The organism is Micromonospora sp. SL4-19 (genome assembly GCF_047921475.1).
Classification (GTDB): domain Bacteria; phylum Actinomycetota; class Actinomycetes; order Mycobacteriales; family Micromonosporaceae; genus Micromonospora.
Genome location: NZ_JBLROB010000025.1, coordinates 67,913 through 91,046 on the forward strand (window position 1 = coordinate 67,913; position 23,134 = coordinate 91,046).

Annotated in this window: 23 protein-coding genes; 13 read left to right on the forward strand and 10 right to left on the reverse strand. The window is 68.8% G+C overall.

The features are described 5' to 3' along the window. Positions 1-72: 72 nt before the first annotated feature. The 3 genes from ACNAVT_RS24275 to ACNAVT_RS24285 form a co-directional block, all read right to left on the reverse strand. Positions 73-1,485 (reverse strand): lysyl oxidase family protein, encoded by a 1,413-nt coding sequence (locus ACNAVT_RS24275; protein ID WP_416299460.1) that lies wholly within the window; start codon positions 1,483-1,485, stop codon positions 73-75. A 255-nt stretch (positions 1,486-1,740) separates the two neighbouring features. Beyond that, positions 1,741-2,610, reverse strand: a complete 870-nt coding sequence (locus ACNAVT_RS24280) for a hypothetical protein (RefSeq protein ID WP_416299461.1) — start codon at positions 2,608-2,610, stop codon at positions 1,741-1,743. After that, on the reverse strand, positions 2,607-3,104 hold the full coding sequence (locus ACNAVT_RS24285; protein ID WP_416299462.1) for a SigE family RNA polymerase sigma factor: 498 nt from the start codon (positions 3,102-3,104) through the stop codon (positions 2,607-2,609). Before ACNAVT_RS24285 ends, ACNAVT_RS24280 begins: the two co-directional genes overlap by 4 nt. A gap of 241 nt (positions 3,105-3,345) precedes the next feature. On the opposite strand from ACNAVT_RS24285, the gene ACNAVT_RS24290 reads away from it, so the two are divergent. Further along, positions 3,346-3,936, forward strand: coding sequence for a DinB family protein (locus ACNAVT_RS24290; RefSeq protein ID WP_416299463.1), 591 nt, complete (start codon positions 3,346-3,348; stop codon positions 3,934-3,936). Positions 3,937-4,095: 159 nt separating this feature from the next. On the opposite strand, the gene ACNAVT_RS24295 is transcribed toward ACNAVT_RS24290, so the two are convergent. The 4 genes from ACNAVT_RS24295 to ACNAVT_RS24310 form a co-directional block, all read right to left on the reverse strand. Beyond that, a complete protein-coding gene (locus tag ACNAVT_RS24295; RefSeq protein ID WP_416299464.1) occupies positions 4,096-4,371 on the reverse strand; it encodes a DUF664 domain-containing protein in 276 nt (91 codons plus the stop codon). Positions 4,372-4,781: 410 nt separating this feature from the next. Next, positions 4,782-7,376, reverse strand: coding sequence for a rifamycin-inactivating phosphotransferase (rph, locus tag ACNAVT_RS24300; protein ID WP_416299465.1), 2,595 nt, complete (start codon positions 7,374-7,376; stop codon positions 4,782-4,784). 471 nt (positions 7,377-7,847) lie between these two features. Further along, positions 7,848-8,345 carry a YcxB family protein gene (locus ACNAVT_RS24305; RefSeq protein ID WP_416299466.1) on the reverse strand — a complete coding sequence of 166 codons (498 nt, stop codon included), beginning with the start codon at positions 8,343-8,345 and terminating at the stop codon, positions 7,848-7,850. A gap of 124 nt (positions 8,346-8,469) precedes the next feature. Next, positions 8,470-9,264: a DUF6745 domain-containing protein gene (locus ACNAVT_RS24310; protein WP_416299467.1), complete on the reverse strand. Its 795-nt coding sequence runs from the start codon at positions 9,262-9,264 to the stop codon at positions 8,470-8,472. Between the two features lie 460 nt (positions 9,265-9,724). Between ACNAVT_RS24310 and ACNAVT_RS24315 the strand changes: the two genes are divergently transcribed. The 3 genes from ACNAVT_RS24315 to ACNAVT_RS24325 all read left to right on the forward strand — a co-directional run bounded on the left by ACNAVT_RS24315 (position 9,725) and on the right by ACNAVT_RS24325 (position 11,865). Further along, positions 9,725-10,513, forward strand: coding sequence for a DinB family protein (locus tag ACNAVT_RS24315; RefSeq protein ID WP_416299468.1), 789 nt, complete (start codon positions 9,725-9,727; stop codon positions 10,511-10,513). 175 nt (positions 10,514-10,688) lie between these two features. Next, the gene (gene coaD, locus ACNAVT_RS24320; protein ID WP_416299469.1) at positions 10,689-11,138 is read left to right on the forward strand and encodes a pantetheine-phosphate adenylyltransferase; all 450 of its coding nucleotides are present in this window, start codon (positions 10,689-10,691) and stop codon (positions 11,136-11,138) included. A 322-nt stretch (positions 11,139-11,460) separates the two neighbouring features. Continuing rightward, positions 11,461-11,865 (forward strand): nuclear transport factor 2 family protein, encoded by a 405-nt coding sequence (locus tag ACNAVT_RS24325; protein ID WP_416299470.1) that lies wholly within the window; start codon positions 11,461-11,463, stop codon positions 11,863-11,865. Between the two features lie 110 nt (positions 11,866-11,975). Here the strand turns inward: ACNAVT_RS24325 and ACNAVT_RS24330 are convergent, their stop codons facing one another. Further along, positions 11,976-12,713: a GntR family transcriptional regulator gene (locus ACNAVT_RS24330; protein ID WP_416299471.1), complete on the reverse strand. Its 738-nt coding sequence runs from the start codon at positions 12,711-12,713 to the stop codon at positions 11,976-11,978. 163 nt (positions 12,714-12,876) lie between these two features. Here ACNAVT_RS24330 and ACNAVT_RS24335 point away from each other — a divergent pair, with 163 nt between their 5' ends. The 8 genes from ACNAVT_RS24335 to ACNAVT_RS24370 all read left to right on the forward strand — a co-directional run bounded on the left by ACNAVT_RS24335 (position 12,877) and on the right by ACNAVT_RS24370 (position 20,919). After that, the gene (locus tag ACNAVT_RS24335) at positions 12,877-13,881 is read left to right on the forward strand and encodes a Gfo/Idh/MocA family oxidoreductase (protein ID WP_416299472.1); all 1,005 of its coding nucleotides are present in this window, start codon (positions 12,877-12,879) and stop codon (positions 13,879-13,881) included. Between the two features lie 4 nt (positions 13,882-13,885). Then, positions 13,886-14,866 carry a sugar phosphate isomerase/epimerase family protein gene (locus ACNAVT_RS24340; protein ID WP_416299473.1) on the forward strand — a complete coding sequence of 327 codons (981 nt, stop codon included), beginning with the start codon at positions 13,886-13,888 and terminating at the stop codon, positions 14,864-14,866. Then, complete coding sequence (gene iolC / locus ACNAVT_RS24345) at positions 14,853-15,833, forward strand: 5-dehydro-2-deoxygluconokinase (protein ID WP_416299474.1); 981 nt, start codon at positions 14,853-14,855, stop codon at positions 15,831-15,833. The genes ACNAVT_RS24340 and iolC overlap by 14 nt, the downstream gene beginning before the upstream one ends. After that, positions 15,830-16,729 carry an aldolase gene (locus ACNAVT_RS24350; RefSeq protein WP_416299475.1) on the forward strand — a complete coding sequence of 300 codons (900 nt, stop codon included), beginning with the start codon at positions 15,830-15,832 and terminating at the stop codon, positions 16,727-16,729. The genes iolC and ACNAVT_RS24350 overlap by 4 nt, the downstream gene beginning before the upstream one ends. Beyond that, on the forward strand, positions 16,726-17,649 hold the full coding sequence (iolB, locus tag ACNAVT_RS24355; protein WP_416299476.1) for a 5-deoxy-glucuronate isomerase: 924 nt from the start codon (positions 16,726-16,728) through the stop codon (positions 17,647-17,649). Before ACNAVT_RS24350 ends, iolB begins: the two co-directional genes overlap by 4 nt. Further along, a complete protein-coding gene (iolD, locus tag ACNAVT_RS24360; protein WP_416299477.1) occupies positions 17,646-19,607 on the forward strand; it encodes a 3D-(3,5/4)-trihydroxycyclohexane-1,2-dione acylhydrolase (decyclizing) in 1,962 nt (653 codons plus the stop codon). Before iolB ends, iolD begins: the two co-directional genes overlap by 4 nt. 85 nt (positions 19,608-19,692) lie before the next feature. Further along, positions 19,693-20,127 carry a hypothetical protein gene (locus ACNAVT_RS24365; protein WP_416299478.1) on the forward strand — a complete coding sequence of 145 codons (435 nt, stop codon included), beginning with the start codon at positions 19,693-19,695 and terminating at the stop codon, positions 20,125-20,127. Positions 20,128-20,208: 81 nt separating this feature from the next. After that, positions 20,209-20,919 carry a DNA alkylation repair protein gene (locus ACNAVT_RS24370; protein WP_416299479.1) on the forward strand — a complete coding sequence of 237 codons (711 nt, stop codon included), beginning with the start codon at positions 20,209-20,211 and terminating at the stop codon, positions 20,917-20,919. A 177-nt stretch (positions 20,920-21,096) separates the two neighbouring features. Here the strand turns inward: ACNAVT_RS24370 and ACNAVT_RS24375 are convergent, their stop codons facing one another. Together ACNAVT_RS24375 and ACNAVT_RS24380 are read right to left on the reverse strand one after the other, a co-directional pair. Next, positions 21,097-22,134, reverse strand: a complete 1,038-nt coding sequence (locus tag ACNAVT_RS24375) for an N-acetylmuramoyl-L-alanine amidase (protein ID WP_416299480.1) — start codon at positions 22,132-22,134, stop codon at positions 21,097-21,099. 163 nt (positions 22,135-22,297) lie between these two features. Further along, on the reverse strand, positions 22,298-22,456 hold the full coding sequence (locus ACNAVT_RS24380) for a hypothetical protein (RefSeq protein WP_416299481.1): 159 nt from the start codon (positions 22,454-22,456) through the stop codon (positions 22,298-22,300). A gap of 437 nt (positions 22,457-22,893) precedes the next feature. On the opposite strand from ACNAVT_RS24380, the gene ACNAVT_RS24385 reads away from it, so the two are divergent. Then, positions 22,894-23,134: GNAT family N-acetyltransferase (locus tag ACNAVT_RS24385; protein ID WP_416299482.1), on the forward strand; the 241-nt coding region annotated here is incomplete at its 3' end.

Below are 23,134 nucleotides of genomic sequence, written 5' to 3' on the forward strand. Positions count from 1 at the left end.
TCGTCCGCTGGGCGCTGGTCGTCGCATCGCCGAGGTGCGACACGACGACCAGCGCCGGGATGGTGATCGTGGTCAGCCCACGATGCCCTGGTGCGGTGGGACCTCAACGGTGCGAGCACCGGGCTCACCGCCGAGGATCACCTTGCGCAGCGAGGTGTTGTTCGTGGTGTCGGACTCGTACAGCCGGCCGCCCGGGTTGGCGGCCACTTCGATGTAGTAGGTGCCGTTGGGCAGATCGGTGATGTCGAACGACTGGCCCGGCAGGTACTGCCCGTAGGTGTCGCCCGAGCCGACATCGAGCACTTCCCGGACGGCAAGGGAGGACTGGTCACCGCAGGCGGTGTGCAGGTCGGTGTTGCCTGGCCGCCAGTTGGCGCCCGGCAGGGTGTAGTCGACCGCGTCCGTGTTGGCGAGGCAGAAGGCTTCCTTGCCGCTACGCACCGCCAATTGGGCGTGCTCGTCCAGCAACCGGTACTGGGCAAAGTCGGTGAAGTGCCAGTGGTGATGGCCGTCCCGGGCGTCCCACTCCATGGTGCCCACCTGCGCGTACCCGGTCTGCTTGCCCTTCGCGTCGTAGAAGTACTGGTACGCGTCCATCATGTCCTCGCCGGAGCGGCGGAAGCCGTCCACCACGAGCGGCGACTGGCCGGCGACCCACACGGTAGCGCTGAACGACAGGTAGTCACGGCCGTCGCTGTCGCCGTACCCGCCGATCTCGATGCCCCATGCGGGAAGCGAGCGGAGGTCCGGCCTGGGCCCGTTCTTCGGGATGCTGTTCTTGCCCGCCGGGCGGGCGCCCGGGGTCAGGGCCGCGCCGATCCGGGCGGTGCTCGCGCCAGTCGCGGCCCGAAGCCGATCGCCCTGGTATTCGCGCACGTTGAGCTCGATGGATACGGACGCCTGGTCGGCCGGGATGCCGAACAGGTCGAGGTACGGCTGGTTCACTCGGACCGTCGCGGTGTAGGTGCCTGCGGCCAGGTCGACCGGCTCGGCCTGCCACCACGGCAGGCCCGCCGGCGCACTCCACCCGGCCTGGATGCCCCACACCGCGCCGATGGTGAACGGGTTGGTCGGGCAGTCCTGCGGGTACGGCGACCTGTCCGGCGCGTCCGGCCGGGTCCGCGCCGTGGACCAGGAGTTCGGGCAGAAGCTTTCATCGCGTTCGAGGACGACCGCGCCGTCCCCGCCGGTGATGGTCACATGGGTGAACGCCGGGAACCCGGCGAAGTCGGTCACCAGTCCAGCGGGCAGTGCCACGCCCTTGCCAGCGGAGCCGTTGACGATCCGCTCGGCCATGATGGGATCGCCATACGAGGCGCGCTTGAGGCGCACCTCGAACGGATTCTTGCCGGCCACCAGGTGCGTGCCCAGGTCCAGCATGACGCCGTAGTCCGGGTAGGATTCCACGGTCACCGAGCGGGCTGCGGCGACGAACCGCAACTGCGGCTCGGCCGGTGCTGCGACCGCGACTGACCCCCCGCTCACCCCGGCTGCTACAGCGGCAACCACGGCCAGCACTCTTCGTACTGTCATTGATGCATTCCCCGCTCTGTTGGGTGACGTTCCAATTGACAGACGTCGCGGATGTGCAGGTGGTTGCTCGTCTCCGCAGTCGCATATCTGTCACCGTCGCAAGTCGACCGCCAACACCAGCAATGGGTCAACGAGGATTACCTGATCCCGGATGGTGTCCTCAAGCCTGCGAGGAAAGGACACCATCCGGGATCGTGTGGGTGGGTGTCAGTTGGCGACCTGGGCGGCGATGGCTGTCGCCGACGTCCGCAGTTCGGCCCTGGTCAGCAGCGGCGTGTCGCTGGTGACCCCGCTGCCGTCGCCCCCGAAGTAGTTCACCGCCAACAGGCGCAGGTAGTAATCCTGCGGAAGCTTGACCTGGACCTGGTAGAAGCGGTACTGCTTGCCGTTCTTCGCCGGGCTGGTCTCGGTCGTCTCCACCACCTCGAGGCCCTCGGCCGTCGTCGACGCCTGGCAGGTGCCGGCTTTCATGCCGTGATCGCACTCGAACACATTCGAGCAGACGCGCGGGCCGGAGTCCGGATCAGGGCCCGCGCCGCCCTGCGAGCTGCAGGTGCCCGGCCGGATCCACATGTACAAGCCGGCCTTATCGCCGTGGCGGGCCACACCGGAGCGGGCGGCCCACCCGACCGGATCCCGCTCGGCGTACATCGCCGGGTGACCGTCCGGGAGGCGCTTCTCACCCGGGACGTCGGGCATGTAGATCCATCGGACGTCGGGCGCTGCCCCGGCGACGGCCGTCTCGAGTGCCACCCGCAGCTGGCTGAGGGTCTGCTGGATCGCCTTCGGATCGCTGGTGTCGAGCCGTAGACCCGAGGCCGGCGCGGAGGGGGACGCCGACGGAACGGCGGATGCCGATACGGCGGGAGCCGCCACCGGCGGCCCAGGCTGACGCCGGGCGCCACCGCTCAGGGCGACGCCGACCGAGATCGCTAGGCCGGTCGCCACCAAGCCGGAGCCGCCTCCCGCCATCTGGCGCAGCAGGCGTCTGCGCCGCTGGCGTTGAATGATCCGGTCGACGTCGACCGTCGACGGCGGTGCGGTGCCGATGTGCTCGTCGAAGATCTGCTGATTCATGAAATGCTCCCAGATGAGTACGCCAGGGTGCGCAGCGTCTCCAGCCCCCGCGCCGACTGGCTTTTGACCGTTCCCGCGGAGATGCCCAGCAGTTCCGCGGTTTCCTCGACCGAGTGGTCGAGGTAGAAGCGCAGCACAACGACTGCCCGCTGCCGTGGCGCCAGGTGCGCCAGCAACACCGTCAGCTGATGCCGGTCGTCGACCCGGTCCGGGTGCGTCCAGCCGGTCTCCGGTGGATCCTCCACCGGCTGTTCCCGCCGCCAGGGCCGGCGGCGCTCGTCGAGCCAGGACCTCGTCAGCACCCGCTGGGCGTAGCCGTCCGGGTTGTCGGCCGAGGTCACCTTGCGCCAGTGCCGGTAGAGCTTGCCCACGACGATCGAAACCAGGTCGTCCGCGGCGTGCCAGTCATGACACAGCAGGTACGCCGCACGTCGCCAGCGGTCCATGCGAGCACCGACGAACGCCCGGAAGTCGTCCTCCTCGGACTTTTTCACGCTGCTCCTTCCCATCGCTTCCACTCGCACGACGGAGCGCACTCCCGGTGGGGTTGCATCGCAACCGAGCTTTGGAGAAGTCCAGGCGACTTTCGTGGCTCACGAACGCGGTGCAGACGAACACCGACAGTGATGATCGCCCACGGCCAGCGGCAGATGAGGATGCCGACCGCCCAGCCGGCGTTGATCTTGCAGACGACACCTCGCACGATGGCTCGGCGCATAAGGAAGACTGCCGGGCATGGCTGACATGGGCGATGCGAAGGCTGCGCTGCACCACTACCTCCAGACGACTCGCGAAGACCTGATCTGGAAGCTCGACGGGCTGAGCGAACGCGAAGCCAGACTGCCCCGCACCGCGACCGGCAACAACCTGCTGGGAGTCCTCAAGCACTGCCTCAATGTCGAAGCCGGCTACTTCGGGCCTACCTTCGGGCGCGAGTTCCCGACGCCTGAGGAACTGGTCCCCATGCAGGCGTATGACGAGGACCCGCAGGCAGACTGGTACGCACGGGAGGAGGAGACGAAGAATGGGCTGATCGACCTGTATCGCCGTGTCGGGGTGTTCGCGGATCAGACGATCGCACAGCTACCGCTCGACGCGCCGGGGCGGGTGTCGTGGTGGCGGCCGGGTGCACAGGCCGTGACGCTGCAAAGGATCATCGTCCACGTGACCTGCGACCTCGCTCGTCATGCCGGTCACGCCGACATCATGCGCGAGCAGCACGACACGGCGATCGGCCTGCGGCGGGAGAACACCAACATCCCTCACGACTATGACTGGCCGGCGTACGTCACCAGGCTGACGAAGCTGGCTGACCGCTTCGGATAGCCGCCCGGGCCCCTCGCCACAATCGGTGAGTTCAGCATCCGCTCTTCGACATGATCGGCGACGACGTCCGCTCGATCGACTGGCGGGGCCTCAGCGCGCCGACCGCGGACGATCGGACGGCGCCGCCGGACAGGCATCGCTCCGCGGGTCGGTGCACTGCTATTCGCCGACCGGACCGCCAGCGAGTTCGGCGACGACGTCGAGGTGCCCGAGATGGCGTGCATATTCCTGCAGGAGGTGGAACAGGACCCGTTCCAGCGGTGGCGGTTGCGAACCTTCCCATCGTGGACCAGGGACTCCTACCGTCGTGAGTTCGTTACCCCTGATGACGGCCGCGGTTTGCGCACCCTGTGTACGCAGCGCCGCCATCAGATCATCAGCGGCAAAGCGTGTGGCGTCGACTGGCAACGTCGTCCGAATCTGCTGCGTGCTCAATGCCGCACCCGGTCAAGGCAAGCGCCAACAGTTGGGCATTGCGGAGATTCAAGCCGCTGGGCAGTAAGCAGTCGCTGACCGAAGCCGAGACCGTCCGCTCATCGCCCCAGGACCGCATCGCTGCCTCGTCGACTGGCCCGTCACCGGCCAGATCGAGCACCTCGCCGCGGGCGACGGACTCAATCAGTCGTTGCTCGACAGGACTGTGCGCCCGACCGTCCGCATGCCTCGTCCGCTGGCCGCCTACCGATGTCATGGCACCAATAATGGACAGCCACGTCATCTCCCACGACCCCTGGCAGAGCCGCGGCCGCTGAACCGGGCTCAACCAGGCCAACGGCGGCCCGCCTCCGTCGGTTCCACCCCAACCTCCGAACGCACGGATCTCGGCCTTTCGGTGAGTGGTTCAGTCAAGGCAGAATCTCGACGTACCCGTCGGTGCCGTGCACGCGGATCCGCTGCCCATCGGGGATCAGTCGGGTGGCATCCACCACCCCGACGACGGCCGGCAAGCCGTACTCCCGTGCGATCACTGCGCCGTGAGTCATCAAGCCTCCGACCTCCGTCACCAAGCCTGCGACGGCGACAAAGAGGGGCGTCCAGCTGGGGTCCGTGTGGGCCGTGACGAGGATGTCGCCCGGTTCGAGATCGGCCCGTGCCATGTCGAGGATGACGCGGGCCCGCCCTTCGACGATCCCGGCGGAGACCGGTAGGCCGACCAGCGCGCCGGTCGGCGTATCGTCGCGTCGGTACGTCCCGGCGATGGCCTCGCCATCCGACGTGAGCACCCGGGGCGGCGTGAGCGCTTGATACGACCTGAACGCGTCCTTGCGCCGGCCGATGAGCTGGTCATCCACACGGTTCGTGCGCACGACGTCGTGGAGCTCCTCGAACGTGAGGTAGAAGATGTCTTCCTTCTCACGAAGTACGTGGGCCTGCACGAGGCGCTCGGCTTCTTCCACCAAGGCCTGCTTGTACACGAAGTAGCGGCTGACCATGCCGTACTTCGGATACTCCCGGTACCCGATGAAGGTCCGGACCCGGTCGATCATCCGCTTCGTCTCTTCGGCCTTGCGCTCCCCGTCCGGCAGGGCCCGCAAGCGCTCCAGCAGCTCCTGCTCCTTCTTCCAGGCCTCCTGCCGGCCTTGCTCGAAACGCCGCTCGCCGGCTCCCGGCTCGAAGTTCTTGATGTTGCCGAGGATCATGGGCACGAGCGTGGAGGGGCGTTCACTCCAACGCGGCCGGGTGATGTCGATCTCGCCGACGCAGCGCATGCCGTACTTGTCGAGCCAGGTCCCGATGGCGTCTCGCGATTCCCGCCCGCCCGTGAGCTTGGGCAGCTCGTCCAGGAAACCCTCGTCCTCGACGTGCTGCAGAACCGCCACCACGTCCGGATGTGGGCGGATCACGTCAGCGACGCCCAGGAGCGCCAGCCCCATCTCCGACGTGACGTTGTGGGGCACGGACTGCGTGAGCGTGTCCGCCGCGTTCTTCTCGCCCAGCCACTCCTCCAGCTGCTCGTTGAGCCACCACGTGGCCTCCATCGCCGACATGAACACCTGATGGCTCTGCGGATCGAACAAGATCCGCCTCAGCTCCTGGATGTCGGCCCGGATGAAGTCGAGCAGCGCCTCTCCGGACTTCGTGCGGATGTCGCGTTCCGAGGCGGCGATGGATGCCTCGCTGCGCCCGATCAGCTCGGTGACGATGGCCGGATCGGTCTCGATCGGGACTGGCGCGCCGCCGAACAGTGGCCCGGGGGGACCCTCGTCGGGGAGCGGCCGGATGAAGCCGTCGCGCTCGAGGATGGTCTGCAGCGCGTCCCCGGTCAGTGGATCTGATTTCCCCACCATCTCAAGGAGGCCGGCGCGGCTCGTCGGCGAGGCCAGCCTTTGGGTGACGTCGACGAACAGGCGGCCGCCGGCCTCGGCCATGGGCGCGGGGGTCGTCATCTGCCAGAAGGAGAGCCCCAGGGGCTTCATGGGGTCGGTCATCATCTGCTGGTGACCGACGGAGAGGTAGACGTGGTTCTCCCGGTCGCCGGTCTCGGGGATGGGGAACAGCGTGGTGATTGGTCGGCTCTGCACGATCTGAAAGTCATCGTCGACCAGGCACCATTCGATGTCCTGGGGGTGGCCGAAGTGCGCTTCGATCCGCCGGCCGAGCTGCGCGAGCCGCACGACCTGCGCATCCGTCAGTGCCGGCTGCTCCTGCCGCTGCGGGTCGATCGCCACTTCCTGCGTCCCGCCAGCCGGCAGGGCGTGCACGGCACGCTGTTTGGCGGCGACCGCCTTGGCGACGACCTCGCTGGCGCGCACCTTGAAGACGTCCGGGTTCACCAGGCCGGAGACCAGGGCCTCGCCGAGGCCGAAGCTGGCTTCCACGGTGGCGACCTTCCGGTTGCCCGTGACGGGGTCGGCCGTGAACAGGATGCCGGCCACATCCGGGAAGAGCATCTGCTGCACGACCACGGCCATGTGGACCGTACGGTGGTCGATGCCGTTCCGCAGGCGGTAGGTCACGGCCCGCTCGGTGAACAGCGACGCCCAGCACCGGCTGACGTGCTGGAGGATCGCCGCCGGCCCCACGACGTTGAGGTACGTGTCCTGCTGGCCGGCGAAGGAGGCCGTCGGCATGTCCTCTGCCGTCGCGCTGGATCGCACGGCGTAGGCGGCTTGCTCGCCGAGCTGGGTGAGAGCCCGGGTGATCGCCGCCGCCAGATCGTCGGGGATGGCGATCCCTTCGATGGTCCGGCGGATCTCCGCGCTGAGCGTGCGAATCGACTCCCGGTCATCCGGGTTCAGGCGCGACAGCTGATCGAGCCGATCGATCGATGGCGCTTCCGCCATGATCCGCCGGAAGGCGGCCGTCGTCACGCAAAACCCAGCCGGTACGCGGATGCCTTCGATCCGCGACAGCCCGCCCAGGTGCGCGGCCTTGCCGCCAACGACCGCGACCTGCGTCTCGTCAACCTCTTGAAGATCCAACACGTACTGCTCGATCATTGCGATACCTCCTAGGCAGCCGTGTTCCGTTGCCCCGCACTGGCCGATCGGATCACCGGCGCCTCCAGCTCTGTCGAACCTCTTGTCGGGCACGTTCTTGTCTCTGGTTGCCTTCTCTCTGACGAGTCGGCCGGCCGCCGATTCTGCGGCAAGACCCGGGTCTTGCCGCAAGCCCCCCCGTGCGGTATACGTTAGAAGTGGCAAGGAGTGAGATCTTCTTGCCTTTGCCTTTGCCTTTGTCGTCCGCCGCGGGCTGGGATCCTTCGACCGCCTCGAGCGTGCCGGGTACCTCCGGCGGGACCCCCACGACCGCCGCAGTGCCCGGGCACTCTCAGACGCCGGTGGCCACGGCCGCGTCGCCCGAGTGGGCTTGACCAGCGCGGTCGTCGGTCAGCTCACCATCGCCGCGGCCGAGGTGATCTGGCCGAGCCACCGGACCTCGGCGACGCGCGCGGCTCGCGGCAGAAGAGTTCACCGGCGCTGGAGCAGCCCACGGTCGGCCATAAAGGCTCGCAACGTCTCGGCGTCATCGGCGGACATCAAGCGGCGTGGGATCACGGTCGCCGGCATCCGGCCGACGTACACGATCCAGAACTCAGGGGTGTCCCTTACCTGGGCGACCCCGTCCCAGGCGATGCCGCCGGACTCCGAGCCGCTGCGCATCATGATGTTGTCGTCGGTGATGTCGTAGGCGCCCTCGACAGCGTAGCGACTGGAGCGGCGCCGGGCACGCAACCGCACCCACGGCGAGTACAGCATCGACAGCAGGCCACCCACGACCATCGCCATGCACAGCGGCGAGATCTGGTCGCCCCACGCGAACGCCCGCGAGACGGCGAAACCGATCGCCCCGGCCGCCGCCAGCACCGCGCCGATATAACCGTACTTGCGCAGCCGAACACTGCTGAGCGCAGCGGCCACGCGGCCGGGGTAGGCGGGATCGGCTGGGACGTCAAAACGGATGTGCACGCCAGAACGATAGTGCCCGCGCCGCGGGCCGGCGAACCCTCGCCCGCCCCTGGCTAAGCCTGCCGGATGGGAGGGTGCCGACCGGGACTGCTGGGTGCATGTCCCGGCCGGCTATCGACTCAGGTCACACTTCAAGGAGTGGCTGCCAGCCGTCGCGGTAGCGCACTCCGTGAGGCTGCAGTCGGATCTGGTCGTGCACCGTTCCGGAGACCGGCTCGGTTCGTATTGCTTGGGGCCGGTCCACCACGACGCAGACGTCCTCCCCGGGCCACCACCAGCCGCAGGAGCGAGCCAGGCCGGCCCAGGCGTTGAGGTGTTCGGCCTCGTCCGGTCCGTACCCGGCAAGGCCGAGTCGATGCAGCATGTCGTAGTAGGCGATCCATGACGCGTCCTGCTGCCCGTACCAGCACACGGGTACCGGAGCGCTGCTGGCCAGCGCTGCGCGCACAGGTAGGTAATACCCGTGCGCGAGGCTCCGGTGCAGTGCCGTGCGTACGCCTTGGTGCAGCACGACAGCGAGCGGAACGCCGCTGTCGAGCGCGTGCAGCGGCGCCAGTTCAGGCCATGGTTCTTTGGTCTTGCTCGCGCGCACCGGTGACAGTTCGGGATCGGTGTGAGTGACGCCCGCGCTCAGCGCGCCGCGTAACTGGGAGGCGACCATGGCGAGGTCGCTTGCCACGGGTGGTGTCCCGCGCCGGCGGTCCCGGATGCACTCGTAAAGTTGATCGAGGGTGGGCCATCCGGAAATCAGGGGGCGTGCTTTGTCTGGCGAGTCGACCCATTCGAACCGGGGTCGCGGCCGCGATGCCCTGGCGTAAATGGCGGTCAGGCAGCGTTCGGCGGTCGACTTGTCAGCCGGCTGTGTGGACAGCGCGTGGTCGAGCCATTCCTGGCGGATCCGGATGGCCTGCTGCCACACGTCGCGAGGGTCGCCGCTGCGAACGGCCTGTGGAGGTTTCGCGGCGTCGTTGCGCCGCGCGGGGGCGCTCATCGCGCCGGGGCGTCGCCGCCCTTCCGATAGGAGATCATGAAATGACTATGGGCCACGACGCGGCACAGGCGCAAGCCGGTTACCCACCTGCGTCGTGTGCCCCTCACCGCCTACCGTGGGTAACGCCCGATCTACTGAGGAGAGGCGCATCTGCGGCAACGGGCAGGCGCACGTCGGAATGCATGTGATGGGTGCAGGCACCGTGAGGTGAGGAGTACCGGTTGACGACGAGCGACGACGACCTTCTGGCGGCACCTCTCGCGGCCGCGGTCGGCAAGACGGGCGCGGCCCGCGCCCGGATGTCACCGGGAAGGCGTGGAGAGTGAAACGCGCCTGGGCCACGCTCGCGACGGCGGCAACCCCCGCCGGTTGCGGCTAAAGTCCGGCCATGGCGGACTTCACGGGGGACGACCTGAGCGGCTCACGTTTCACGCGTGTCGGCCTGACTGGTGCCGATTTTCGTGCCGTTGACCTTTCCCGCGCCCGGTTCCGCGGCGTCGACCTGAGCGGGGTGGTGATGCGCGGCGTCGAGCTTGTCGACGTCCGGATCGACGGTGAGATCCAGAACCTTGTCGTCAACGGAGTCGACGTTGCGCCTCTGGTCAATGCTGAGCTCGACCGGCGTGACCCCGTGCGAGCCAGAATGCGTCCCACCGGCCCCGATGGCTTCCGGGAAGCGTGGGGCATCGTCGAGCAGCTCTGGGACGGCACCATCGAGCGGGCTCGCAGGCTGGACCCCGGGCTGCTGCACGAGTCGGTGGACGGCGAGTGGTCGTTTATCGAGACCCTGCGCCACCTGGTGTTCGCCACCGACGCGTGGGTGCGGCGGGTGATCCTCGGCGACCCCTCGCCGTGGGATCCGCTCGACCTGCCATGGGACGAGATGCCTGACACCCCGGGGATCCCGCGGGATCGCGGCGTCCGTCCCTCGCTCGACGAGGTCCTGGCGCTGCGCCGCGACCGGATGGCGACCGTACGCACGGTTGTCCACGGCCTGACCGACGAGTCGCTGGCCAGCCGCACCGAACCGGTCGAGGGGACTGGCTGGCCGCCGCCGGAAAGCTTCCCGGTACGCGAATGCCTGCTGATTGTCCTGAACGAGGAGTGGCACCATCGGCAATTCGCCGAACGGGACCTCGACGCCCTGCAGACAGGCGCAAGACCGAGGGAGATCTGATCGGCGTCGGACCCGACTGCCTGGTCCCCGGCATGTTGGCCGGGCACCATCAGCGGCAGATCAGGATGGTCGGCAGTGACGACAAGGCCCAGAGTCGGGTCCGCAGGTGTACGGCTGGGATGATCGTGGCCATGTGGTTGGAGTCGCGGTGACGGCTACGTCGGATCGTGGAGTGGTGCCGGTGCACGGTTCGTTGGCTGTCTATCCCGGTACGTTCGATCCGTTCACCCCGGGGCACCGCGACCTGGTGGCCCGTGCCCGGGTGATGTTCGACCAGATCATCGTGTTGCTGGCGGTGAACGCCGACAAGCGACCAACCGCCGAGGCCACGACCAGGGCCGTACGCGTGCGCGACGCCATGCCGGCAGCCTGGGGCAATGTCGAGGTGGACACCTGGACCGGCCTGACCACCGCCTACTGCCTGCGCCGCGGCGCCACGGTCATCGTCCGTGGCCTACGTACGGCCGCGGACCTTCGCCACGAGTACCAGCTCGCTGCGATGAACGAGCAGCTCGGCATTCAGACCGTCTGGTTGCCGTCCCGTCCGCAGTTGGCCGCCACTTCGTCCACGGTCGCACGCGCATACCGCTCGGCACAGTCGGCCCGTCCGTCCCTGAGACGCTGAAGAGTGACCCCCAGGGGTACCCGGAACAGCGGCAGCGCCTCGAGGTGGGATGCACTCCTCTCGCAGAAGCGGATGCGCCACACGGTCGATGCCGGGTTCGCTGGTAACGGAACGTCACGGGGCGTATGTGGCGAGCAGTGGCCCTGCCGCGAGCCCTTGCCGGCGTGGCTCTTGATGAGAGCGTCGGACGGGTGCCTCGTCCGCGCCGCTGTCGTGGATGCAGTCGGTGATGATGCCGTTACGATCATCTGGGAGGCCCCGCATGACAGCCGCATTAACGGAAGCCTCAATTAGCGGCGGCTGTGGAAGAAAGAGTGACGGTATGTCAGATCCCGTTGACGACCTCCGCGCTGCCGAGCGTCGTCTCCAGGTGGCGCAGCTCCGCGGTGACGTGGAGGCGCTGGACCGTCTGCTCGACGATCGATTGATTTTCACCCTTGGCGTCACCGGCGGTACCTACACCAAGGCCGATGATCTGGATCTACACCGATCGGGCCGGCAGTCGCTCAATCGGGTCGACGAGGAGGACTTGGCGGTGCTGGTCGCTGGTGACACGGGAGTGACGTGGTTCCTGGGTGTGCTGTCCGGCTCGTTTGAAGGCGAGGCATTCCACAGCCGGATGCGTTACACGCGCACCTGGGTCATGGACCGAACGCACGGGTGGCGGGTGGTCGCGGCGCACGCGAGTGAAGTGCCCGGCCCTGCGGACCTGCAGGCGACGGCCTGAAACCAAACAGCAACGGGCGTCGGTCGTGGGCCGTCCCCGTCCGGTGCGATGGTCTGAGCCTGCAGTTCGGCGATGAGGAAGCGGTCGACGGGCACGGGGTGAAGCCCTGGTCAGCGCTGGTCGATCATGACGTCGATGCTGTAATCCTGCGCTCGGTAGCAGTGGTCGCCGTACTCGACCGGTGCGCCGACCGCGTCGAACGCGCTGCGCGTCATGGTGAGGACGGGTTCGGCGGGCCGCAGTTGGAGGTGGCGACGCTCCGCTGCGTCCGGCATGCGGGCACCTATCGACTGGTGTGCGACGACGGGACGTACGCCGCGCTTACGTAGCACGGCGTACAGGCCCGTCTCTTCGAGCTCGTCCTTGCCGATGTCGGTGTACGGCGGTGGCAGCCAGTTGCGGAGGATGGCCAGCGGCCGACCGCCGGCCAGCCGCAGCCGGACGATCGCGAGGAGTTCGGTCTCGGCGGGCAGGTCGAGCATGCCGGCTATGTGCTCGTCCCGCGTCAGCTCGTGCCGCAGGAGGGTGGTCTCGGGCTGGACACCGCCGCGCTCGAGGTCGTCGTAGAGGCTGGTGAGTTCGGCGCGTCGGTGCACCTTGCGGTTCGCGACCGTGGTGCCCAGCCCCCGCCGTCGCACGAGGAAGCCGCGGTTGACCAGCTCCAGGATGGCGCGCCGCACGGTCGGCCGGGACAGGTTGAGGCGTTCCGCGAGCGCGATCTCGTTCTCGAAGGGGTCGCCGGGTCGCAGCTGGCCCGTGGCAATGGCGTTGCTGAGCTGCTCCGCGAGCTGGTGGTAGAGGGGCACGGGGGAGGAGCGGTCGATCGTCACGCCAACTTGAATTGCCACGGCCGAACTCTACACCTGCCTTGATAGTAAGGCAGCACGTAACTATGTCAGAACAAACTCTTGACAGAACTTTTGCCTGCGGGCAGGCTCTCCTGCAACGTCGGCGGCCCTGCAGGCCCGCCTAGCGGGCGGGGCATACCACCACGAACTGGATGGGATACGGATGCGCATCGGGCTCGCGGGTGTCGGACGGATCGGCGCCTTTCACGCCAGAACACTTGCTGGCCTCGACTTCGTCGACGACCTCGTGATCATGGACGCCAACATCGAGGCCACCCGGGCCGTCGCCGACGAGGTACGGGCGAGCGCCGCCCCGGACGTCGAGACGCTGCTCGCCTCGGGCATCGACGGCTTCGTGATCGCGGCGGCGACCCCCGGCCACGCCTCCCTGCTGCGCCTGGGCATCGCCGCGGGCGTGCCCACGTTCTGCGAGAAGCCGGTGGCGGCGACCCTCGAGGAGACGATCGACCTCGCCCACTTCGTCGCGGCCAGCGAGGTGCCGGTGCATGTCGGCTTCCAGCGGCGCTTCGACTCCGGCTATCAGCGCGCCCGGCAGGCGGTACAGGACGGTGAACTCGGGTTCATCCACACCATCCGCGCCAACACCCATGATCAATCGCCGCCACACGAGTCCTACATTCCGACCTCCGGGGGGATCTTCCGCGACTGCAACGTCCACGACTTCGACATCCTGCGTTTCGTCACCGGGCGGGAGGTGGCCACCGTCTACGCGACGGGCGGCAACAAGGGCGCCGACTTCTTCTCGGCAGCCGGCGACGTCGACACCGGCGGCGCGCTGCTGACCATGGACGACGACACCGTCGTGCTGGTCTCCTCGACCCGGTACAACGGCGGTGGCCACGACGTGCGGATGGAGGTCTTCGGCGAGAAGGGGACGATCGCGGTCGGGTTGGACCATTCACTGGCGATGGACTCCGCAGAGGCTGAGGTCGACTTCCCCCGAGGGCCCCGCAACTGGTCTTTCCTGGAGCGCTTCCTGCCGGCGTACCAGGCCGAGCTCACCGCCTTCGCGGAGGTCGCCCGCGGCGTTCGCGCCTCACCGTGCACGGTTCAGGACGCGCTCGAGGCGTTCCGGGTCGCCGAGGCGTGCGAACTGTCCCGGGCCGAGCGCCGGCCCGTCGCCCTCGCCGAGATCAAGGGGAACTGAGGCCATGACGACTGTGGGCACCGAAGCCACCTCATCGGCCGGTGACGCCGCGCCGGTGGCGAAACGCATCGCCGGCGCTCCCATCTCATGGGGCGTGTGCGAGGTTCCCGGCTGGGGCTACCAGCTCGCACCAGAGGTCGTGTTGCGCCAGATGCGTGAGCTCGGCCTGGCTGCCACCGAGTTTGGCCCCGACGGGTTCCTGCCCGACGATCCGCGGGCGAAGGCGGCAGTCCTCGCCGAGTACGGGCTGGCGGCGGTGGGCCAGTTCGTACCCGTCGTACTGCACGATCCGAGCCACGACCCGCTCCCGGAGGTCGAACGCGCTGTCGCCGGCCTCGTCGCGGCCCGGGCGTCCACGATCGTCATCGCCGCCGCCACCGGCCGCGTCGGCTACGACGACCGACCCGTCCTGGACCGATCCGGATGGGCCCTCCTGCTGCGCAACCTCGACCGGATCACCGATGTCGCCACCGCCAGCGGACTCGTGGCCACGCTGCACCCACACGTCGGCACGATGGTCGAGAGCGGCCAGGAGACGCAACGCGTCCTCGCCGACAGCCGCATCGGGCTGTGCCTCGACACCGGGCACCTGCTCATCGGCGGCGGCGACCCGGTCGCGATCTCGCAGCGGCACCCGGGGCGGATCGCCCACACGCACCTGAAGGACGTCCGGCTCGACTGGGCCCGCCGCGTGCAATCCGGGGAGGCGACCTACACCGAGGCGGTGGCCGGCGGCATGTACGTCCCGCTCGGCCGGGGCGACGTCGACATTCAGGCCATCGTGGCCGCGCTGGAGGGCAACGGCTACGCCGGCTGGTACGTCCTCGAGCAGGACACCATCCTGTCGGGGTCCCCGGTTGCGGGTGCGGCGGGTGACCCGGTGGCGGATGTGCGGACGAGCATGGCGCACCTGGGTGCCGTGGCCGGCGCGGTGCCCGCTGCCGGATCTGTGGTGACGGAAGGGCGGACCGATGCCGGCAGGTGACCGTGGTGCGGCGGCGTACGACCTGGTGGCGATGGGCCGGACCGGGGTGGACATCTATCCGCTCGACCACGGCGTGGGGCTTGAGGACGTCAAGCGTTTCGAGAAGTTCCTCGGTGGCAGCGCGACCAACGTGGCGGTGGCCGCGGCCCGGCACGGGCGTCGTACCGCCCTGGTCACGCGCACCGGCCGCGACCCGTTCGGCCGGTACATCCACCGCGCGCTGCGCGAGTTCAACGTGGACGACGCGTTTGTGTGCGAGGTCGACGGCCCGCCGACGCCGGTGACGTTCTGCGAGATCTTCCCCCCGGATGACTTCCCGCTGTACTTCTACCGCTATCCGGTCGCCCCCGACCTGCTGATCGAACCGGACGAGATCCCGGTCGACGCGATCCGCGACGCCGCCGTCTACTGGAGCACGGTCACCGGCCTGTCGCAGGAGCCGTCCCGCTCGGCGCACTTCGTCGCCTGGCGGGCCCGCGGGCGCCGCACGCACACCGTCCTCGACCTCGACTACCGGCCGATGTTCTGGTCGAGCCCCGCCGAGGCCACCGCCCAGGTGGGCGAGGCCCTGCGGCACGTCACGGTCGCGGTGGGCAACCGCGAGGAGTGCGCGATCGCGGTCGGTGAGACCGAGCCGCACCGCGCGGCCGACGCCCTGCTCGGCTTGGGAATCGAGTTGGCCATCGTCAAGCAGGGGCCCAAGGGTGTCCTCGCCGCGACCGCCGCAGAGCGCGTCGAGGTGCCGCCGGTTCCCGTGGCGGTCGTCAACGGGCTCGGTGCCGGCGACGCGTTCGGCGGTGCCCTCGTCCATGGGCTGCTCAGCGGCTGGGATCTGCACCGCGTCGTGTCGTTCGCCAACGCGGCGGGGGCCATCGTCGCGGGCCACCTCGAATGCTCCAGTGCCATGCCGACCACAGCCGAGGTCGAGGTCCTCCTCGGCGCGCGGGAAGAGGAGGTGTCTCGATGACCACGACTTCGAACCGACTGGGTATTCGGGATCTGACCGAGGTCCGGGTGCGCGAACCGCAGCGGATCGCCGCCGGGTGGGCCGCCCGCAAGCGCCGCGAGCTGGTAGGCCGTGACGGCCGATTGCTGATCGTGGCCGCGGACCATCCCGCCCGTGGTGCCCTCGGCGTCGGGGACAACCGCCAGGCCATGGCGTCCCGCAGCGAGCTGCTGGAACGTCTCGCCGCCGCGCTGTCGCGCCCCGGTGTCGACGGTGTGCTCGGCACCCCCGACATCCTCGACGATCTGCTGCTGCTCGGCGTGCTCGACGACAAGATCGCCATCGGTTCGATGAACCGGGGCGGGCTGCAGGGCTCGGTCTTCGAGTTCGACGACCGCTTCACCGCCTACAACATCACGGAGATCGCCGCCCGCGGTCTCGACGGGGGCAAGATGCTCACCCGGATCTGCCTCGACGATCCGGCGACCGTGGCAACGCTGGAGGCGAGCGGGCACGCGGTCACCCAGCTGGCCGGACGCGGCCTGATGGCGATGGTGGAGCCCTTCCTCTCGGTTCGCGTCGACGGCCGGGTCCGCAACCTGCTGGACCCCGAATCGGTCATCGCGTCGATCCACATCGGCTCAGGGCTCGGGGCGACCAGCCAGCACACCTGGCTGAAGCTGCCGGTCGTCGATGACCTGGCCCGGGTCATGGACGCCACCACCCTACCGACCCTCCTGCTCGGCGGTGATCCGAGTGGCCACCCCGACGAGACGTACGCCGCGTGGGACGCGGCGCTGGACCTGCCCGCCGTACGGGGGCTGGTCGTCGGGCGCGCGCTGCTGTTCCCACCCGACGACGACGTGGCAGCGGCCGTCGACACCGCGGCCGCCCTCGTCCACCGGCGGCGGCCATGACCGGAACCGGCCGCTGGTGGCATCCGCACGGCACGGCCGGCGGACACGACTACCAGGTGGCGATCACGGACGACCTGCACGGGTGGGAGCACACCAGCCTGCGGGTGGCCACGCTGGCCCCGGCGGGCCGGGTGGACCTCGCCACCGAGGACAGCGAGATGATCGTCGTCCCGCTGCGCGGTGGCTCGGACGTCGAGGTGGTCGACCACACGGGCGTACGGCACGAGGTCCGGCTCACCGGCCGGGCGAGCGTCTTCGCCGGTCCGACCGACGTCTGCTACGTGCCACGGGAGGCGCGCCTCACGGTGCGCAACCCCGGTGGCGCAGAGGTCGTGGTCGCGCTGGCCGGTGCCAAGGCGACGAAGCGGTCCGCCCCGCTGCCGGTGCGCCACCTGGTCGCCACCGACGTGCCGGTCGAACTCCGCGGCGCCGGCACAGCCTCGCGCGAGGTGCGTAACTTCGGCACCCCGCAGGTGCTGGACGCCGATTCGATCATCGCGTGCGAGGTCATCACGCCGGCGGGCAACTGGAGCTCCTATCCGCCCCACAAGCACGACGAGGAACGCGACGGGGTGGAGACCGAACTCGAGGAGATCTACTACTTCGAGGTCGGGGCCGAGGGCGGCACGCCGGTCGAGGGAGCCGACCCGGTCGCCTACCACCGCGTCTACGGCACGCCGCAGCGCCCGATCGACGTCCTCGCCGAGGTCCGCTCGGGCGACGTGGTCCTCGTTCCGCACGGCTGGCACGGCCCGGCGATGGCCCCGCCCGGCTACGACCTCTACTACCTCAACGTGATGGCCGGCCCCGGCCCCACCCGAGCCTGGCTGATCTGTGACGACCCGGCCCACGGGTGGGTACGCCGGTCATGGGCCGGGCAGGCCGTGGACCCGAGACTGCCGATGGGAGAGCCTCGATGACCGCGAACGCCACCACCATTCGCCTGACCGTCGGCCAGGCCGTCGTGCGCTTCCTCGCCCACCAGTGGAGCGAGCGCGACGGAGAGCGCCAGAAGCTGTTCGCCGGCTGCCTCGGCATCTTCGGCCACGGCAACGTCGCGGGCCTGGGCCAGGCCCTGCTGCAGAACGAACTCGCCGGCGGCGTCGAACACCTGCCGTACGTGCTGGCCCGCAACGAGCAGGCGATGGTTCACCTGGCGGTCGCCTACGCCCGGCAGAGGGACCGCCTCCAGACGTGGGCCTGCACCGCGTCGATCGGCCCCGGCTCGACCAACATGCTCACCGGTGCCGCGCTGGCCACCGTCAACCGCCTCCCGGTGCTGTTGCTGCCCTCGGACACCTTCGCCACCCGGGTGGCCGAGCCGGTGCTCCAGGAACTCGAGGTGCCGTACGCCGCCGACCTCACCGTCAACGACGCCTTCCGTCCGCTGTCGCGCTTCTTCGACCGGGTCAACCGGCCGGAGCAGCTGCCCTCGGCGCTGCTCGGTGCCATGCGGGTGCTGACCGACCCGGTGGAGACCGGGGCGGCGACGATCGCACTGCCGCAGGACGTGCAGGCGGAGGCGTACGACTGGCCGGTGGAGCTGTTCGCCGAGCGGGTCTGGCGGGTGGCCCGGCCGCCGGCCGAGTCGATCGACATCGCCGACGCCGCCGCGATCATCCGCTCGGCCCGCCGGCCGTTCATCGTCGCCGGCGGCGGGGTGCACTATTCCGCTGCCGAGGCGGCGCTGCGCGCCCTCTGCGAGGCGACCGGCATTCCGGTCGGCGAGAGCCAGGCGGGCAAGGGCTCGCTGCCGCACGCCCACCCGCAGGCGATGGGCGCGGTCGGCTCGACGGGCACCACCGCCGCCAACGCGCTCGCCCGCGAGGCGGACGTGGTCATCGGGATCGGCACCCGCTACAGCGACTTCACCACCGCCTCGCGTACCGCCTTCCAGGATCCGGGCGTCCGCTTCGTCAACATCAACGTGGCCCGCTTCGACGCCGGCAAGCACGCCGGACTGTCGGTCGTCGCCGACGCCCGGGAGGCGCTGACCGCGCTCGGCACGGCCCTCGACGGGTACGCGGTGACCCCCGAATACCGGCAGCGGCAGGCGAGGCTGTGGCGAGACTGGGACGAACGGGTCGAGGCGACCTACCACCCCGGCCCGGAGGTCGTGGACACGCTCGCCGAGGGCGTGCTCACCCAGGGAATGGTGCTGGGCCGGGTGAACGAGCTGTCCGACCCCCGGGACGTGGTGGTCTGCGCCGCCGGCTCCATGCCGGGTGACCTGCACAAACTGTGGCGGGTCCGGGACCGCAGGGCGTACCACGTCGAGTACGGCTACTCCTGCATGGGCTACGAGATCCCCGGCGGCATCGGGGTACGGATGGCCGACCCCGGCCGGGACGTGTTCATCATGGTGGGCGACGGCTCGTACCTGATGATGCCTACCGAGCTGGTCACCGCGGTGCAGGAACGGGTGAAGGTCATCGTCGTCCTGGTCCAGAACCACGGCTTCCACTCCATCGGCTCGCTGTCGGAATCGCTCGGCTCGCAGCGGTTCGGCACGAAGTACCGCTACCGCAACGACGCCACCGCGCGACTCGACGGCGGCAAGCTGCCGATCGACCTCGCCGCCAACGCCCGCAGCCTCGGCGCCACAGTCATGGAGGTGCGCACCCCGGACGAACTCGAACAGGCGATCAAGGACGCCAAGGCCGCCCCCGCGGCCGACGGACCCGTCGTCATCCACGTCGAGACCGACCCCACGGTCCACGCCCCGGACAGCGAGTCCTGGTGGGACGTACCGGTCAGCCAGGTCAGCGAGCTCGACAGCACCCGGCGGGCGCACCAGTCCTACGCCGCCCACAAGGCCAACCAGCGTCCTCACGTGGCGCCGGCGGAGACGGACCCACTGACGGCCCAGCCGCGATGATCGGCAGCCATTGAGGATCCGCGGCGGTGATGCCCGGCCGGCGCCAGGAGCGGATGCATCGGGGGCATGCACTAGCGTCCGGCTTGTGGCAGCCGAAGCAGCGGGAGCGTTTCGTCGGACGGCGATCGAGCGATCAGACCAGCGCGTCGCATGGGAACGGACGGACCAGGCCTTCTTTGCCTCCGGAGCGTGTCACATCCTCGCCTGGGTGTGCCGGGATTCCTACCCGGCCCGGTCGATCGAGATAGCCGGGGTGCGCCTGGCGGGCGAGCGGCAGGTCTTCCACACCTACGCGGCCTGGGGTGGTTGGGCGTTCGACCACTCGGGCTGGAATCCCGAGCCGCAACTGCTGGTGGTAAACACAGACTTCGAAGGCCACCCGCTGGAGCGTGTCAAGATCATAGAGGGCCTCGCCGAGTTCTGCGAGAAGCACCACCACCGCATGCCGAACCAGTATTGGCATGACCCGATCCTCCGTGCTCGCGATTACCTGGGTCGATACCTTCCGCCCTGGGCGTAGTGCCTCCGGCAAAGTTGATCTCGGCTCTGGTAGGTAGACGCAGCACAGTAGACACCGGCGGTCGCGGTAGGTTGCACGGTAATGGCCACGACCGCGGATGTCCGCCACGAACTCGCAAGCCTCGCCGACCCGCGCCGGGCGGAGGGAGTGAGCCGGTTTCTGCAGATGACTCCTGGCGGGTACGGCGAGGGCGACCGGGCCATCGGCGTCTCCGTGCCGGAGCAGCGCAGGGTGGCCGGCCGGTACTGGCGCGACCTGTCCCTGGCCGAAACGGTGACGCTGCTGAAGAGCGGCGTGCACGAGGAGAGGCTGACGTCGCTCTTCATCCTGGTGCGAAAGTTCACCAAGGGGGACGAGGCGGAACGGGGCAGGATCTTCAGCATTGTCCTGTCCAACACCGGCCACATCAACAACTGGGACCTGGTGGATTCATCCGCGCCGTACATCGTCGGCCCGTGGCTGATCGACAAGGACCGGAGCGTCCTGGATCGGTTGGCCGGGTCGAGCCTGGTGTGGGATCGGCGGACCGCCATCATGGCAACATTCGCCTTCATCAAGGCCGGCAGCTTCCAATGGACCTTCCGGCTCAGTGAACGACTCCTGCGCGACCCACACGACCTCGTCCACAAGGCGGTGGGCTGGATGCTGCGCGAGGTGGGCAACCGCGACAGAGCGGCGGAGGAGGAGTTCCTGGCCGGGTGTTACCGGGTCATGCCACGGGTCATGCTGCGGTACGCGATCGAAAAGTTCGAACCGCAGCGACGTAGGGAGTACCTGTCCGGCGCGGTCTAGATGATCGATGCCGGCCACTGCTGAGAGGCGGCCTGAGGCTGTCGAGGGCTCGCATCGCGGCCAGCAGTGCTGTTGAGGGGTCGGTCATCACGACGTCCGGCCGACCGCCGTGTCAGCGCTCCAGCGCCCACGTCGGTCGGGTCCGGATCGTCGTGAAAACCAGCCAGCAGGCGGCGTTCAGTACCGGAAGGCCGAACGAACTGAGCCGCCGACAATCGCGCACCACGTGTCCACGTTGACCTTCCCGTTGGGTACCAGGCCGTGGAGGCGTTGCATGTCCTGGACCGCCTTCATGGTGTTGTGGTCGAATTCGCCGCTCACCGTGACGTCGTCGTACCCCTTGCGGCCGAGCAGGAACTGCAGTGCGTTGACGGGAAGACCGCTGGCGTCCTTTTCGAGGGTCGGCACAAGCGCTTCCCAGGTGGCCGCGTCGAAGGTCGCGTCCGGGTCGACCGGAATCCCGTGGTTGGCTTGGAAGTCGGCCACGACGGCGTTCATGTCGTAGCCGAAGTCGCCGTTCGGGATCAGCGGGTACCCACGATCCGCGAGCAGGTACTGCGCGACCTGCACAACCGGGCCGTCGACGAAGCGCCAGATGTCGGGCCACCGGCGTGCGGGGATGTCGGAATGTTGTGTACCAAGTGCTGCCGCGACACGCGAGCGCACCATCGGGAACAACCGGTAGAAGGCGATGCCCGGGCACTGGGTGGGGTAGAAGTCCCAGTGGCCGAAGATGTCCCATGGCTGCAGCCGGAACTGCTGGCACACCGCGACGCACAACCCCACCAGCGCGTCGAGCAGTGCGTCCGGCGGTGTCTCGGTGATGTACGTGCCCTCGTTCTCGATCCCGATCGCGTTTCCGTTCTCGCCCGGGCAGTGCGCGGCGCTGACCTGGTGTCCACCCGCGTCGAGCGTCTGCAGGCTGCGGTGGCGGCCCTCCAGCACGTAGCCGCCACGGCTGACCGTGAAGTGCTGTCCGGTGTCCACCCAGCCGTTGCCGTCCATGTGCAGGTTCTGGCAGTCCCGCGCCAGTTGCATCGCGTGGTCGCGCGAGTAGTCCGTGACGTTCGGGAACGCCATGTGATGCAGGATGATCTTGTTGGTGGTGTTGCCGGTGATCTGAATCGCTCCCCTTGGCGGACGCGCACCCCATGTGTCGCAATCGATGATCCAGGGGAACATGGCGCTGGGCGCGGCACCCGCTGGTGCCGCCACGAACAGTTCGGTGCCGACGATCGCCGCGATCCCAGTACCCAGACCTGCCTTGAACAGGGTGCGACGACCGACCTCGTGTCGATGAGTTGACATGCGCTGCCTCCATGGGGGTGTGGAACAACAACGACAACTGTTGCGGGTTGGCGGATGATTCTGACGTAGGTCAATACGGGCCACATGCGCACCGGACGGTGCTCGGATCGATGACCGCGATGGAGGCCGGCTCGGCGGGCGCGGCGCCGGACATCCCGGCCAGGGAGGCGACGGCCGGCACGGTGCCGGTCGCCGCCACGCCGAGAAGACGGGGTGGGCGGACTGACATGGCGCCACCCTTCATCCGCGAGGATCGATGGTGAAACATTTCGACTATTCCACCGCAACGCTTGGCAATTTTCAACGGTCCCGGCGTCAACGGCCGGCTGCGGTGGTGAAACACCATTGCTGGACAGGCCGCCGACCGCTGCCCCGCGAGGCCCGACTGTGCGCGCTCCCGCTGTTCACCGGTTGGAGCTCCGTAGACAACGGCTACCACGACGGGGGCGGAAGACACCTGGCGGGTCACCGCGGACTGGTGCTCCCGACTGACGGCCGACGTCACCGCGCAGCCGAAGTCGATTGTTCACGAGAACGGGAGGCATCCCGTTCCCAGCAGGCGTGGCATGTAGGGCCCGGCCCCGTAGGTGAGAGTGGGCCCGGGCCGGTGGGCTGATCGGTCCGCGAGTCTTGATGGCTGCCAAATCGGCTGATTAGCTGGCCGACATGACTGAGCTCGGACCCGTCGCCTGGCCGCCTGAGCCGATCCGGACCGAGAGGCTCGTGCTCCGTGAGTCCGAGGCCCGGGACCGTGCGGCGTTCATCGAGCTGCTGGCGTCGCCAGAGGTGCACACCTACCTCGGCGGCCCCCGGCGTCGTGACGAGCTTGAGCGCGAGATGCCCGGGGCACCCGAGCGGTGGCCCGGGAGTTTCGTCGTTGATCTCGACGGGGCGATGATCGGTCAGA

Coding starts and splice junctions, on each gene's coding strand:
- ACNAVT_RS24280 (WP_416299461.1), bottom strand. CDS start 2,610: ATGAATCAGCAGATCTTCGACGAGCACATCGGCACCGCACCGCCGTCG.
- ACNAVT_RS24290 (WP_416299463.1), top strand. CDS start 3,346: ATGGCTGACATGGGCGATGCGAAGGCTGCGCTGCACCACTACCTCCAG.
- rph (WP_416299465.1), bottom strand. CDS start 7,376: ATGATCGAGCAGTACGTGTTGGATCTTCAAGAGGTTGACGAGACGCAG.
- ACNAVT_RS24315 (WP_416299468.1), top strand. CDS start 9,725: ATGGCGGACTTCACGGGGGACGACCTGAGCGGCTCACGTTTCACGCGT.
- ACNAVT_RS24325 (WP_416299470.1), top strand. CDS start 11,461: ATGTCAGATCCCGTTGACGACCTCCGCGCTGCCGAGCGTCGTCTCCAG.
- ACNAVT_RS24335 (WP_416299472.1), top strand. CDS start 12,877: ATGCGCATCGGGCTCGCGGGTGTCGGACGGATCGGCGCCTTTCACGCC.
- ACNAVT_RS24340 (WP_416299473.1), top strand. CDS start 13,886: ATGACGACTGTGGGCACCGAAGCCACCTCATCGGCCGGTGACGCCGCG.
- iolC (WP_416299474.1), top strand. CDS start 14,853: ATGCCGGCAGGTGACCGTGGTGCGGCGGCGTACGACCTGGTGGCGATG.
- ACNAVT_RS24350 (WP_416299475.1), top strand. CDS start 15,830: ATGACCACGACTTCGAACCGACTGGGTATTCGGGATCTGACCGAGGTC.
- iolB (WP_416299476.1), top strand. CDS start 16,726: ATGACCGGAACCGGCCGCTGGTGGCATCCGCACGGCACGGCCGGCGGA.
- iolD (WP_416299477.1), top strand. CDS start 17,646: ATGACCGCGAACGCCACCACCATTCGCCTGACCGTCGGCCAGGCCGTC.
- ACNAVT_RS24370 (WP_416299479.1), top strand. CDS start 20,209: ATGGCCACGACCGCGGATGTCCGCCACGAACTCGCAAGCCTCGCCGAC.
- ACNAVT_RS24380 (WP_416299481.1), bottom strand. CDS start 22,456: ATGTCAGTCCGCCCACCCCGTCTTCTCGGCGTGGCGGCGACCGGCACC.